Source organism: Micromonospora sp. CA-240977, from assembly GCF_050942285.1.
Lineage (GTDB): Bacteria > Actinomycetota > Actinomycetes > Mycobacteriales > Micromonosporaceae > Micromonospora.
Window position 1 is genome coordinate 7,251,697 of record NZ_CP192055.1, and the last position, 12,858, is coordinate 7,264,554.

Consider the following 12,858-nt stretch of genomic DNA (forward strand, 5'->3'; position numbering starts at 1 on the left):
CAGCTCCGGCGGTACGCGGGGACGACCCGTCCGACACGCCGGAACGGCCCATCACGTGCCGGCACCCGCCAAACAGCCCGCACCCACCAGAATGGGCCGGTGCCCGTCCCCACCCGCTCGGCCGGCCGCGTGCTCGGGCCGCTCGTGTTCGCCCTGCCAGCTCTCCTGGTCGCCTGCACCGACGCGCAGCCTCCGGCCCCGCCGCCCGCCGATCCGGGACCGGTCACGGTGGACGCCGCGCGGGACGAGCTGGCCGCCCTCGCCGCGGCCGCCCAGGATCGCCACCTGGTGGCGCAGTACGTGTACACCCAGACCGGCCAACCGGTTCGCACCATCGCGTTCACCAGCGCGAACGACGGCAGTTGGCGGGTCGACGTGCCGGGCGGCGCGTTGGGTGGCGCCGCCGACGTCTCGATAGCCGCCACGGCCGAGGGGCTGTTCCAGTGCGCCCTGCCGTCGGCCGGGCGACCGGAGTCGGCGAGCTGCGTACGCCTCGGTGAGCGCGACGACGCGATCCCCCGCCGGTCGGACCCCCGGGTCCAGCATCCGCTCACCGACTGGCTGGATGTGCTCACCGACCGGCGCGCACCGCTGGCGGTGGCTCCCGCCAGCCCACCCGAGGGACTCACCGGCGTCTGCTACTCGGTGGACTCCACCTCGGCGTCGCTCAACGCCCCGGTGGACGTGGGCATCTACTGCTACGAGCGGGACGGCACTCCGACCGGGGTGCGGACCGGGGCGGGGACGCTGCGGTTGGCCGCGCCGCCGGGCCCGGCGCCGGCCACCGTGCAGTTGGCCGGCCCGGTGGTGCTCGACCGGGACCCGCTCGACACCGCCGCGCCCCCGACCCCCGACCCGTCGGACAGCCCAAGCGCGGGAACGCCCTGATCTTCGTCCCGTTACGGGTGCCCTTGCCCACATTTCGCCCACCCCACCAAGGGGGGCGAATCGCCCATCCGGAACACTTCACCCATGGCCGATCTGACCTCGCTACTCGCCTTCCGCTGGAGCCCCCGGGCCTTCGACCCGAGCGCCGAGGTGACGTCGGACGAGGCGGCCTCGCTGCTGGAGGCCGCCCGCTGGGCGCCGTCGGCGGACAACCGCCAGCCCTGGCGGTTCGCCCTCGGCCACCGCGACGACGACACCTGGAAGCGGATCCTGATCAGCCTGCCGCACGGCGACCAGGGCTGGGTCCGACACGCGTCGACACTGGTGGTCGGCGCGCACACCGGCGGCGACGCCGAGCGGGCCGCGTACGACCTCGGTCAGGCCATGGCCCACCTGACCCTCCAGGCCACCGCGCTCGGCCTGCACGTGCGTCAACTGACCCGCTTCGACCAGACCGGCCTCGCCACCGAACTCGACCTGCCCGGCGGCGTTCGCCCGCTGGTGGTCGCCGCCGTCGGCCGGCTCGGTGACCCGTTCACCCTGCCGCCCGATCTGCGCGCCCGGGAGACCGGCCTGCGGCACCGCCGCCCGATCGCCGACCTGCTGCTCCGCTGACCGACAGCGGGCTCACCCACCGCCGCCGGCCCGCAGCAGGACCCGCGCGGCGTCGGTGTTGCGGTAGAGGACGTGCCGACCCTGCCGGGACCGGGAGACGAGGCCGGCGGCGTGCAGCGCGGTCAGGTGCGCGGAGACGTTTCCGGCGGACATCCCGGTGCGGCGGGCCAGGTCGGTGGTGGTGGTCGCGGCGTCGAGCAGGTACAGCAGCGCGGCCCGGCCCGAGCCGATCACCCGAGCCAGTGGATCGCCGGGCGGTGGCTCGGCCGCCTCCCAGAGCGTCCCGACCGCCCGTACCGGGTACGCGCCGGCCGGCAGCGAGTCCTCCAGGAGGTTCCACAGCACCCGGCGGTCCGTGAACACCGTCGGGTTCAGCGCCAACCCACGACCACGCAGGTCGAAGTCCCGCTCGAACGGGTCGTCGCTGACCACCCGGTCGCCGAGCCAGCGCAGGCTCGGGTGGAGCTGGTCGAAGAACCGACCGGCGCCGCCCTCGGCGAGCTGGGCGGCCCGGTACGCCACATCGGCGTCGAGCAGCGCCCGCATCCGCGGCCAGTCCGGGGCGATCGCCTCCTCGTGCCAGACCCGCACCGCGTCGACGAGCTGCGGCAGCAGCCCGCGGGGGTCGGTGAGCAGCGCCTGCCCGAACGGGCTCAGCGGCCGGCGCGGGGTGGTCGCCAGCAGATCCTGGACCACCACGCGCGGCGGCGTCGCGGCGATCTGCTCAACCTGCTCGGCCATCTCCACGTTCGGCCGGGCCGCCGGGGTGAGGAAGTCGGGCAACCAGCACCCCCGCCGGGCCAGCGCCGTCAGCGGTCGGACCCGGGCGGCCACCTCGGGGCGACGCAGGATCACCCGGGCCCTGTCGATCCAGGGCAGGTGCACCGCGTAGCGGACCGGGCTGGCCATCGCCCACATGCTCATGACCGTCTCGTTGACCGGCGACACGGCGAGCCGCACCCCCGCCACGTCGGACAGGCTGAACCGCAACTCGGACACTCGCACCCCCGGCGCAGGATTCGGTCCAGCCTAAAAGACTCGACCGATCTCATGGGTGCCCGGTTCACTCGGCGGCCATGGGGGCCAGAGACACCATCCGCACCGTTGTCCGAAACGTCGTGCCGCCGGCCGGGCTGACCCGCGCCCTGGCTGTGCAGGCCATGGTCTACGCCGTCGGGAGCGGCCTGTTCCACGCCGGCAGCGCCGTCTTCTTCACCAGGGCGCTGGGGCTCAGCGCCGCCCAGGTCGGGCTGGGGCTCTCCGTCGCCGCGGGGGTGTCGCTGCTGGGCACCGTGCCGCTGGGCGGTCTCACCGACCGGTACGGACCGCAGCGGGTCTGGATCGTCGGGCTGGTGCTGGACGCGGCGCTCTTCGCGACGTACCCGTTCGTGGGCGGCTTCGCCGGGTTCCTCGCCGTGGTGGTGGCGCTGGCGGCCGTGGACGCGTCGACCGGCGTGGCCCGGCAGGTCTACTCGATCAACGCGCTCGCCCCGGCCGAACGGGTCACCGCGATGGCGTACCAGCGGTCGTCGCTGAACGTCGGCTTCGGCCTGGGCGCGGTGATCAGCGGCCTGGTGCTGGCGGTGGACACGATCGAGGCGTACCGGGGGATGGTCTGGTTCATCTCGACGGTCTACCTGGTGACGGCGCTCTTCGTGCGGCGACTGCCCCGACTGCCGCAGGTGACCCGGCCAGCGGAGCCGATGAGTCGGCTGGCCGTGCTGCGGGACCGCCCGTTCATGGCGGTGTCCCTGCTCTCCGGGCTGCTCACCGCCCACCAGGCGCTCTACCTGACGGTGATGCCGCTGTGGATCCTCACCCACACCGACGCCCCGAAGACGGTCATCGCCGCTCTGGTGCTGCTCAACACCGTCCTGATCGTGCTGCTCCAGGTACGCGTCAGCCGGGGCGCCGACACCGCCGCGGACGCGGCGCGGGCCTCTCGCCGGGGCGCCCTGCTGATCGCTTCGTTCTGCCTGGTCCTGCCGATCTCCGGGATCACCCGGGGCTGGCTCACCATCGTGGTGCTGGTGGCCGCCGCGACGGTACTGATCCTGGCCGAGCTGATCGAGTCGGCGGGCACCTGGGGGCTCACCGCCACCCTGCCGCCGGCCGGCCAACGCGGCGCGTACGTGGGGGCGTTCCGGCTCGGCGAGCAGGTGCAGTACCTGATCGCCCCGGCGGGGCTGACCGCGCTCGGCGTGACCACCGGCGGCTGGGGATGGTTACCGACGGCAGCGATCTTCGTGCTGGTCGGAGTGGCGATCGTGCCCGCTGTGGCCTGGGCCGGACGGACGCCGAGGCTTGGGTGCCGAGGTCGAGGAGCAGGCCATGACTCCGATCCCATAGTCCGGACCAACCTTTCCACCCTCCGCTCCATCACGTAGGGTGACTTGGTCATGTGGCGGGCGCTTCTCCTCCTTAGCCGCCGCGACGAGGCCTGACCGGCCGGCACCTCGTCGCGGAGTCGCATCGCGCCGTCCAGCACATCTGATCTTCCTCTCGGCACCGCCGCGCACCGTCGCCCGGCACCTCGCCGACACCTTCCGATCTGCTGACGCCACATGTTCCAGGGAGCACTCCGAGATGGCTCAACCTGTCACCGACGCCGATACCGATCCGATCGCCCGGCAACGCCCGAGCCGGATGCCGTACCACCGCTACCAGCCGTACCGGGAGCAGTTCCGGATCGACCTGCCGGACCGCACCTGGCCCACCCGCACTGTCGAGGCCGCCCCACGCTGGTGCGCTGTGGATCTCCGCGACGGCAACCAGGCACTGATCGACCCGATGTCGCCCGAGCGCAAGCGGCGGATGTTCCAGCTGCTGGTCCAGATGGGCTACAAGGAGATCGAGGTCGGCTTCCCGTCGGCCAGCCAGACCGACTTCGACTTCGTCCGGCAGCTCATCGAGCAGGACATGATCCCCGACGACGTCACCATCCAGGTGCTCACCCAGTGCCGGGAGCACCTGATCGACCGGACGTTCGAGTCGCTGCGCGGCGCGAAGCGGGCCATCGTGCACTTCTACAACTCGACGTCCACCCTCCAGCGCCGGGTGGTCTTCGGGCTGGACAAGGACGGCATCGCCGACATCGCCACCACCGGCGCGCGGCTCTGCCAGAAGTACGCGGAGATCCACACCCCGGACACCGAGATCTTCTACGAGTACTCGCCGGAGTCGTACACGGGCACCGAGCTGGAGTACGCGCTGGAGGTCTGCTCCCGGGTGATCGACGTGATCGACCCGACGCCCGACCGGCCGCTGATCATCAACCTGCCGGCCACCGTCGAGATGGCCACGCCGAACGTGTACGCCGACTCGATCGAGTGGATGCACAGGCACCTGCCGCGCCGGGACAGCGTGGTGCTGAGCCTGCACCCGCACAACGACCGGGGCACCGGGGTCGCCGCCGCCGAGCTGGGCCTGCTGGCCGGCGCGGACCGCATCGAGGGCTGCCTGTTCGGCAACGGCGAGCGCACCGGCAACGTCGACCTGGTGACGCTGGGCCTCAACATCTTCTCCCAGGGCATCGACCCGATGATCGACTTCTCGAACATCGACGAGATCCGGCGGGCCGTCGAATACTGCAACCAGCTGCCGGTGCACGAGCGCCACCCGTACGCGGGCGACCTGGTCTACACCGCCTTCTCCGGGTCCCACCAGGACGCCATCAAGAAGGGCTTCGACGCCCTCGCCGCCGACGCCAAGGCCGCCGGGGTGCCGATGGACGAGCACACCTGGGCCGTTCCGTACCTGCCGATCGACCCGAAGGACCTGGGCCGCACCTACGAGGCGGTCATCCGGGTCAACTCGCAGTCCGGCAAGGGCGGCATCGCGTACATCATGAAGAGCGAGCACCAACTGGACCTGCCGCGCCGGCTCCAGATCGAGTTCTCCGGTGTGGTGCAGCACGTCACCGACCACGACGGCGGCGAGGTCGACCCGGCCGCCATGTGGGAGATCTTCGCGACGCACTACCTGCTCGACCACCAGCCCGACCCGGCGGTCCGGCTGAGCAGCTACACGATCGGCACCACGGACGGCAAGGTCGACATCGAGGCCCAGGTCGTCATGGGCACCGAGCGGCACTCGCTCGCCGCGATCGGCAACGGCCCGATCGACGCGTACGTCAACGCGCTCCAGTCGGTCGGGGTGGGCGTACGGGTGCTCGACTACCACGAGCACGCGCTCTCCTCCGGTGGGGACGCGCAGGCCGCCGCGTACGTGGAGTGCGAGGTCGACGGTCGGACGGTCTGGGGTGTCGGCACCGACGCCAACATCGTCACCGCCTCGATCAAGGCGGTCACCAGCGCCGTCAACCGCGCCCGCGGCTGACCACACGGGCCGCGTCCGCGGCTGACCGCACGCGCTGCGCCCCCGAGGATGGTTCGCTACCTCGGGGGCGTGGCCGCGGGCAGCGAGGGGCAGGGCTGCGACGGTGGGGCCGCACGGGGCGGCCGGTGCACAAGCACGAGGGCCAGCACGGCCCCGGCCAGCAACAACCCCGCACACCAGACCATGGCGCCCCGGAACGCGTTGGTCAGCTCGACCTTCTGCGCGTAGCCGCTGCCGGACAGGCCGACAAGCAGCGGCAGCGCCGCCACCGCGAGCAGGCCGCCGGCCCGGGACGCGGCGTTGTTGAAGCCGCTCGCCACCCCGGAGAACCGGTCCTGCACGGCGGCGAGCACCGAGGCGGTCAGCGGCGCCACCACAAGGGTCAGCCCGATGCCGAAGAGCAGCACCCCGGGCAGCACGTCGGTCCAGTACGACGCTCCCGGGCCGACGCCGCGCAGCAGCAGCAGACCGATCGCGGCGAGCACCGGCCCGACGGTCAGCGGCAGTCGCGGGCCGATCCGCGCCGACAGCGCTCCGGCTCGGGCCGACCCGGCCAACAGCAGCAGGGTCATCGGCAGCAACGCGATGCCGGTGCGGAAGGCCGACCACCCGACCACGTTCTGGAGGTAGACGGCGAAGAAGAAGGTGAACCCGCCGAGCGCCGCGTAGACGACCACCGTGAAGATGTTCAGCACCGAGAAGAGCCGGCTGCTGAACAGCCCGGTGGGCAGCATCGCGGCGTCGCCCCGTCGCCGTTCCAGCAGTACGAATGTCACAGCGGACAGCACCCCGACCAGCGCCGCGATCAGCACCGGGGCCGAGTCGAAACCCCGCGCCGGCGCGTCGATCAGGGCGTACGTGACGCCGGCCAGCGCGAGCGCGCCGAGCAGCGCCCCTTCGACGTCGAACCGCCGTCGGGCCCGACCCGGTACCGCGGTCCGGGAGGCGCTCTCGTCCCGGCTCTCCGGCACCCAGCGCATGGCGGCAAGCACCACGAGCACGGCGATCGGCAGGTTGAGGAAGAAGATCCAGCGCCAGGACAGCGCGTCGATCAGCCAGCCGCCGATGAACGGGCCCAGCGCTGTGGACACCCCGGACAGTCCGGCCCAGGCGCCGATGGCCCGACCCCGGTCGTCCGGGTGGAAGCTGGCCTGGAGCACGGAGAGCGACCCGGGGGTGAGCAGGGCGCCGCCGGCGCCCTGGAGGAACCGGGCCGCGATCAGCCAACCGGTGCCCTGGGCCAGCCCGCACAGCACCGAGGCGACGGTGAACCAGACGACTCCGATGAGGAAGACGCGCCGCCGGCCGAAGCGGTCCCCGAGCGCGCCGCCGAGCAGCACGAACGCCGCGAGCATCAGCAGGTAGCCGTTGATGGTCCACTGGAGATCGGCGACGTTCGCGTCGAGGTCCTGCCCGAGCTTCGGCAGCGCCACGTTGACGACGGTGCTGTCGAGGAAGACCATGCCAGAGGCGAGTACGGCGGCGAGGAGCGTGCCCCGGCCGGCGGTGGTGCCCATCCGGAGGGCGGATGCCGGTACGGGTGCGGTCATCCCACCAATCTGCCTTGCATCATGTGGGAGACGCCACGAAACGCCGAAACCATTCCCGGGTACTGTGCGCAATCGCCGGGAGACCGCAAGCTGGAGAGGTGTCGTCTGTGCGTACCAGATCAGGACCGCGAGCGGCGGTGACCGCGCTCGCCGCGGCGCTGGCGCTCGGCGTGGCCGGTTGCGTCCCACAGGACGAGCCGGTGACGCCACCGCCCTCGACCGACGGCGGCAACGCGGCGGAGCAGCTGAGCCAGCTCACCGTGGCCACCGCCGGCTCGATGAAGGGTTACAGCCGGGACCGCTTCCCGCACTGGCGGGACACCGGCAAGAACTGCGACGTGCGGGACAGCATCCTCCAGCGGGACGGCAAGGACGTGAAGCTCTCCGGCTGCAACGTGGTCGGTGGGCGCTGGGAGAGCGTGTACGACGGCCGCAGCTTCTCCGATCCCTCCGACGTGGACATCGACCACATGGTGCCGTTGGCCAACGCGTGGCGCTCGGGTGCCGACGAGTGGGACGACGCGAAGCGCGGTGATTTCGCAAACGACACGACCCGTCCGCAGCTCTTCGCGGTTTCCGCGTCGTCGAACAGGGCAAAGGGTGACCAGGACCCGTCCCAGTGGAAGCCGGCAAACCGATCGTACTGGTGCAAATATGCCCAGGACTGGGTGACGGTCAAGCACCACTGGCGGCTGACTGTGACAAGCGCCGAGAAGGCCGCCCTGACCGACATGTTGGAGGGCTGTTGAGTGGGGAGCGAATCGTGACCGCCGCCGGAGAGGGCGGCCCGGCCGCCGCCGGCATGACCGCGGACGGCACCGCTGAGACTCCCGCCGCCGTGCCGGGCGCCGGCATGGTCGCGGACTCGGGCGGCGCGGCCGGCCCGCAGAGCCGCACCAGCGACATCGTGCCCGGTCCCGGTGGCGTGATGACCGATGAGGTCGGCGTCGTCACCGGTGATCTGACGTTGCGCACCGAGTACGCGGACGGCAAGGTCACGCTGCGGGTGCAGTACAAGGACGCCGACGAGTGGTACGTGGTGACCAGTACGTCGGTCGCGCTTGCCGACCCGGCGGGGCTGGACGCGGTGCACGGCGTCGCGGTGGGCCTGCTGCACCGCCCCGAGGGCTGAGCCAGCCGAACCCCGCACCGGCAGGGGCCGTCCGTCACCGGACGACCCCTGGCGGCGTCACGGGGTGGGGATCAGCTCCCCCGGCGGGTCGACGGGGCCGGTGCCCTCGCTCGGGCGGACCAGCTCCACCTCCACCTCGTGCGGCCGGATCCGGCCGGCGGCGATGTCCTCGGCGAAGTGGCAGGCCACCCGGTGTCCGCCGACGACGTCGCGCAGCTCCGGCCGCTCGTCGGCGCACCTGGTCGGTTGCGCCCACGGGCACCGGGTGTGGAACCGACAGCCGGACGGCGGGTTGGTCGGCGACGGCAGGTCACCGGCGAGCAGGATCCGCTCCCGGCGGTCCTCCACGAGCGGATCGGGCACCGGCACCGCGGACATCAGCGCCCGGGTGTACGGGTGCATCGGCTCGCGGTAGAGGTCGTCGCTGGACGCCTCCTCCACCAGCCCGCCGAGGTACATGACGCCCACCGTGTCGGCGATGTGCCGCACCACCGCCAGGTCGTGCGCGATGATCAGATACGTCAGGCCACGCTCGTTCTGCAGGTCCTCGAGCAGGTTGAGCACCTGGGCCTGGATGGACACGTCAAGCGCGGAGACCGGCTCGTCGGCGACGATCAGGTCCGGGTCGAGCACCAGCGCGCGGGCGATGCCGATCCGCTGGCGCTGGCCGCCGGAGAACTCGTGCGGGTACTTGCCGAGGGCCGACGCCGGCAGGCCGACCGCCTCCAGCGTCTCGCGCAGCCGCTTGTTCGTCTCGACCTTGTCGCCGGCCAACCCGTGCGCCTTGAGCCCCTCCACCAACAGCGACTCCACCGACTGTCGGGGGTCGAGGCTGGAGAGCGGATCCTGGAAGATCATCTGCATCCGGCGGCGGGCCTGCCGCATCGCCTCGCCCTTCAGCGAGCGCACGTCGGTGCCGTCGAAGACGATCTCGCCCTCGGTCGGCTCGACGAGCCGCAGCAGGCCGCGACCCAACGTCGACTTGCCGCAGCCGGACTCGCCGACCAGGCCGTACGTCTCGCCCTTGCGGATGCTCAGCGACACCCCGTCCACCGCGTAGACGTAGCCGACGGTGCGGTCGAAGAGCAGGCCGCTCTTGATCGGGAAATGGACCTTGACGTCGCGCAGCTCGATCAGGGGTTCGGTCTGTTCGGTCATCGGACCGCCACCTCCTCGGAGACGGGGTTGTTGCAGCGGAGGTCGCCGCCGGTGGCGGTGGGTTCGAGCGGCGGCGGCCCTTCGAGACACGCGTCCACAACGTTGTCGCAGCGCGGCGCGAACGCGCACCCCTCGGCCCACGGGATGTTGTCGGCGACCGACCCGCGGATCGCGTGCAGTCGCTCGCCGCGCGGTGAGTCCAGCCGGGGCACCGAGCTGAGCAGCCCATGGGTGTACGGGTGCCGGGCGTGCGCGAACAACTCGTGCCGCCGCTCCCGCTCGACCACCTTGCCGCCATAGAGGACGTTGACGGTGTCGCAGAGCCCGGCCACCACGCCCAGATCGTGCGTGATCATGACGAGCGCGGTGCCGGTGTCGTCGACCAACTGCTTGAGCAGGGTGAGGATCTGCGCCTGGATGGTCACGTCGAGCGCGGTGGTCGGCTCGTCGGCGATCAGCAGCCGAGGCTTGCAGGCCAGCGCGATGGCGATCAGCGCGCGCTGGCGCATTCCGCCGGAGATCTGGTGCGGGTACTCGGTGAGCCGCCGCTGCGGGTCGGGGATGCCGACCGCGTCGAGCAGGTCCCGCGACTCGCGCAGCGCCTGCTTGCGATCCCGACCCTGGTGGCGCTCCAACACCTCGGCCACCTGGACCCCGATCGGGATGACGGGGTTCAGCGAGGAGAGCGGGTCCTGGAAGATCATGCTGATCTCCCGGCCGCGTCGGTCGCGCATGTCGTCCAGGCGCAGCTTCAGCAGGTCGGTGCCGTCGAAGAGCACCTCCCCGGTGACCTTGTTGCCGCGCTTGGGCAGCAGACCCATGATGGCCAGGCTTGTCACGCTCTTGCCGCAGCCGGACTCGCCGACCAGGCCGACCGTCTGCCCCGGCTCCACCGTGAAGCTGACCTTGTCCACGGCGGTGAAGGGCCGCTCGCCGCGCCGCTGGAACACGACGCTCAGGTCACGGACGTCGAGCAGGCTCATCGGGTCACTTCCTCACTGCTGTGGTCCTTCGCTCGCGACTGTGGGGCTCGCAAGCTCACTTCTCGCGCTCGCCCGGGACGGGGTCCTGGCGCGCTGACAGCGCTCACCGTGGTCACCGCCGATTCTTCGGGTCGATCGCCTCGCGCATCGCCTCACCCAGCAGGGTGAAGCCGAGCGCGACCACGATGATCGCGAGCGCGGGGAAGTACGCCAGCTCCGGGCGGACCTCGAAGTAGCGCTGGCCGTCCACGCCGAGCATCAGGCCCCACTCGGCCCGGTTGATGTCCGGGTCGCCGAGGCCCAGGAAGGACAGCGCCGCTGCGTCCAGAATGGCCACCGCGAAGGTCAGGGTCGCCTGCACGATCACCGCGGTCAACGAGTTGGGCAACATGTGCCGCAGCACGATGTTGCGCTCCTTGACGCCGAGCGCGCGGGCGGCCAACACGTGGTCGCTCTCCCGTTGGGCCAGCATCGAGCCGCGCAGCAGCCGGGCGAAGATCGGCACGCTCACGATGGCCACCGCGAAGATGACAGTCCACTGACTCGACCGGCTGGCCATCGCGACAAGGGTGATCGCGAGCAGCAGGCTCGGCAGGGCCAGCATCACGTCGGTGAGCCGCATCAGGACCACGTCGACCCAGCCGCCGAACGCGCCGGCGATCGCGCCGATCAGCACCCCGAGCGCGAGACCGATGAGGGTCGCGAGTACGCCCACGAAGAGCGTCTGCCGGGCGCCGTAGATCATGCGGGACAGGAAGTCCCGGCCGAGCGGGTCGGAGCCGAGCGGGAACCCGTTGCTGGCCCCCGGGATGGTGTCCACGGTGAGGCCCTTGGTCAGCGCGTCGAAGCGCTGCACCGGATCGTGCGGCGCGATCAGCGGAGCGAAGATCGCCACCAGGACGAACAGCCCCACGATGACGGCCCCGACGATGGCGACCGGGTTGCGCCGCAGCCGGCGCACGGCGTCGCGGACGAGGCTGATCCCGCCCCGGTCGGCGGCGCTCGCCTGGGCCAACTCGTCGAGCCGTGCCTTCTTACGGTCGCCGAGCAGGCCGATGCTGCGCTCGCTCATGCCGGGACGTGGCTTGTCGTCCCCGGGACGGGGAGCCGGCGTACCGGCCTGGGTGATCGGGTCACTCATCGCACACGCACCCTCGGGTCGATGAAGGCGTAGGAGAGGTCGACAAGCAGGTTGACCACCACGAAGACCAGCGCGGCCAGCAGGATGATCGCCTGGAGCACCGGGTAGTCCCGGCCGCCGCTGATCGAGTCGGTGATCAGCGTGCCGATGCCGCCCCAGTTGTAGACCTTCTCGGTGAGCACCGCGCCGGAGAGCAGCGCACCGGTCTGCAGGCCGATGGTCGTGACCACGGGCAGGAGCGCGTTGCGCAGGATGTGCCGGCCGCGGATCGTACGGTGGCGCAGGCCCTTCGCCTCGGCGGTCCGTACGTAGTCCTCGTTGAGGACGTCGAGCACGCTGGCCCTGGTGATCCGCACGATCACCGCCAACGGAATGGTGGCGAGGGTGATCGCCGGCAGGATCAGGTGCCACAACGCGTCGGCGCTGACGTCGAACTCCCTGGTCAACAGGCCGTCGAGCACGAAGAACCCGGTTACGTTCGTGTTGTCCAGGCCGGTGGTGAGCCGCCCGGACGGCGGGAACCAGTGGATGTTCTGGGTGAAGACGTCCTTGAGCAGGTAGCCCAGGAAGAAGATCGGGATGGAGATGCCGAGCAGGGTGCCGGCGATGGTGAGGTTGTCCGGCCACCGTCCGCGCCAGCGGGCAGCGAGGTAGCCGAGCGGCACACCGAGGCCGACGGCGATGATCATCGCGGCGAGGGCCAGTTCGATGGTGGCCGGGAAGGCGCGGCTGATCACCTCGGTGACCGGGTCACCGGTTCGGATCGAGTTGCCGAAGTCGCCGGTCATGACCCGCTGCATGAACTTGCCGTACTGCACCAGGATCGGCTGGTCGTAGCCGAGCGCCTTGGTCAGCAACTCGCGACGCTCGGGCGTGGCCCGCTCGCCGAGCAGCGCCTCGACCGGGCCACCGGGCAGGTTCCGCAGCCAGACGAAGATCAACGCCGACAGCGCTATGAGGGTCACCACCAGCTGCAACAGGCGGCGAACTATGACTCGCAACATCTCTCACACACCAGACTCTCAAAGATCGCGGATCGGCCCGGGCCGGGAG

12 protein-coding genes are annotated in these 12,858 nt (G+C 71.3%); 6 read left to right on the plus strand and 6 right to left on the minus strand.

The genetic code is table 11. The annotated features are described in order from the left end of the window. Window positions 1-99: 99 nt before the first annotated feature. Window positions 100-888, plus strand: a complete 789-nt coding sequence (locus ACQPWW_RS33055; protein ID WP_433127717.1) for a hypothetical protein — start codon at window positions 100-102, stop codon at window positions 886-888. 84 nt (window positions 889-972) lie between these two features. After that, the gene (locus ACQPWW_RS33060; protein WP_433127718.1) at window positions 973-1,503 is read left to right on the plus strand and encodes a nitroreductase family protein; all 531 of its coding nucleotides are present in this window, start codon (window positions 973-975) and stop codon (window positions 1,501-1,503) included. 12 nt (window positions 1,504-1,515) lie between these two features. On the opposite strand, the gene ACQPWW_RS33065 is transcribed toward ACQPWW_RS33060, so the two are convergent. Continuing rightward, on the minus strand, window positions 1,516-2,502 hold the full coding sequence (locus ACQPWW_RS33065; RefSeq protein ID WP_433127719.1) for an ArsR family transcriptional regulator: 987 nt from the start codon (window positions 2,500-2,502) through the stop codon (window positions 1,516-1,518). 77 nt (window positions 2,503-2,579) lie between these two features. Between ACQPWW_RS33065 and ACQPWW_RS33070 the strand changes: the two genes are divergently transcribed. Continuing rightward, entirely contained in the window at window positions 2,580-3,890 is a 1,311-nt protein-coding gene (locus tag ACQPWW_RS33070) for an MFS transporter (RefSeq protein WP_433127720.1), read from the plus strand. A gap of 199 nt (window positions 3,891-4,089) precedes the next feature. Beyond that, window positions 4,090-5,841, plus strand: a complete 1,752-nt coding sequence (leuA, locus tag ACQPWW_RS33075) for a 2-isopropylmalate synthase (protein ID WP_433127721.1) — start codon at window positions 4,090-4,092, stop codon at window positions 5,839-5,841. Between the two features lie 56 nt (window positions 5,842-5,897). Here the strand turns inward: leuA and ACQPWW_RS33080 are convergent, their stop codons facing one another. Then, window positions 5,898-7,391, minus strand: a complete 1,494-nt coding sequence (locus ACQPWW_RS33080) for an MFS transporter (RefSeq protein WP_433127722.1) — start codon at window positions 7,389-7,391, stop codon at window positions 5,898-5,900. A gap of 107 nt (window positions 7,392-7,498) precedes the next feature. Between ACQPWW_RS33080 and ACQPWW_RS33085 the strand changes: the two genes are divergently transcribed. Together ACQPWW_RS33085 and ACQPWW_RS33090 are read left to right on the plus strand one after the other, a co-directional pair. Then, window positions 7,499-8,140 carry an HNH endonuclease family protein gene (locus tag ACQPWW_RS33085; RefSeq protein ID WP_433127723.1) on the plus strand — a complete coding sequence of 214 codons (642 nt, stop codon included), beginning with the start codon at window positions 7,499-7,501 and terminating at the stop codon, window positions 8,138-8,140. After that, window positions 8,134-8,523 carry a hypothetical protein gene (locus tag ACQPWW_RS33090; RefSeq protein WP_433134726.1) on the plus strand — a complete coding sequence of 130 codons (390 nt, stop codon included), beginning with the start codon at window positions 8,134-8,136 and terminating at the stop codon, window positions 8,521-8,523. Before ACQPWW_RS33085 ends, ACQPWW_RS33090 begins: the two co-directional genes overlap by 7 nt. Window positions 8,524-8,580: 57 nt before the next feature. On the opposite strand, the gene ACQPWW_RS33095 is transcribed toward ACQPWW_RS33090, so the two are convergent. The 4 genes from ACQPWW_RS33095 to ACQPWW_RS33110 form a co-directional block, all read right to left on the minus strand. After that, a complete protein-coding gene (locus ACQPWW_RS33095; protein WP_433127724.1) occupies window positions 8,581-9,681 on the minus strand; it encodes an ABC transporter ATP-binding protein in 1,101 nt (366 codons plus the stop codon). Next, complete coding sequence (locus ACQPWW_RS33100) at window positions 9,678-10,664, minus strand: ABC transporter ATP-binding protein (protein ID WP_433127725.1); 987 nt, start codon at window positions 10,662-10,664, stop codon at window positions 9,678-9,680. Before ACQPWW_RS33100 ends, ACQPWW_RS33095 begins: the two co-directional genes overlap by 4 nt. Window positions 10,665-10,776: 112 nt before the next feature. Next, window positions 10,777-11,736, minus strand: coding sequence for an ABC transporter permease (locus tag ACQPWW_RS33105; protein WP_433134728.1), 960 nt, complete (start codon window positions 11,734-11,736; stop codon window positions 10,777-10,779). Window positions 11,737-11,801: 65 nt separating this feature from the next. Beyond that, complete coding sequence (locus ACQPWW_RS33110; protein ID WP_433127726.1) at window positions 11,802-12,809, minus strand: ABC transporter permease; 1,008 nt, start codon at window positions 12,807-12,809, stop codon at window positions 11,802-11,804. Window positions 12,810-12,858 lie beyond the last annotated feature (49 nt).

Excerpts from the sequence above, each read along its gene's own strand:
- ACQPWW_RS33105 (WP_433134728.1), bottom strand. The coding sequence starts at position 11,736 with ATGAGCGAGCGCAGCATCGGCCTGCTCGGCGACCGTAAGAAGGCACGG.
- ACQPWW_RS33080 (WP_433127722.1), bottom strand. The coding sequence starts at position 7,391 with ATGACCGCACCCGTACCGGCATCCGCCCTCCGGATGGGCACCACCGCC.
- ACQPWW_RS33070 (WP_433127720.1), top strand. The coding sequence starts at position 2,580 with ATGGGGGCCAGAGACACCATCCGCACCGTTGTCCGAAACGTCGTGCCG.
- ACQPWW_RS33110 (WP_433127726.1), bottom strand. The coding sequence starts at position 12,809 with ATGTTGCGAGTCATAGTTCGCCGCCTGTTGCAGCTGGTGGTGACCCTC.
- ACQPWW_RS33100 (WP_433127725.1), bottom strand. The coding sequence starts at position 10,664 with ATGAGCCTGCTCGACGTCCGTGACCTGAGCGTCGTGTTCCAGCGGCGC.
- ACQPWW_RS33060 (WP_433127718.1), top strand. The coding sequence starts at position 973 with ATGGCCGATCTGACCTCGCTACTCGCCTTCCGCTGGAGCCCCCGGGCC.
- leuA (WP_433127721.1), top strand. The coding sequence starts at position 4,090 with ATGGCTCAACCTGTCACCGACGCCGATACCGATCCGATCGCCCGGCAA.
- ACQPWW_RS33095 (WP_433127724.1), bottom strand. The coding sequence starts at position 9,681 with ATGACCGAACAGACCGAACCCCTGATCGAGCTGCGCGACGTCAAGGTC.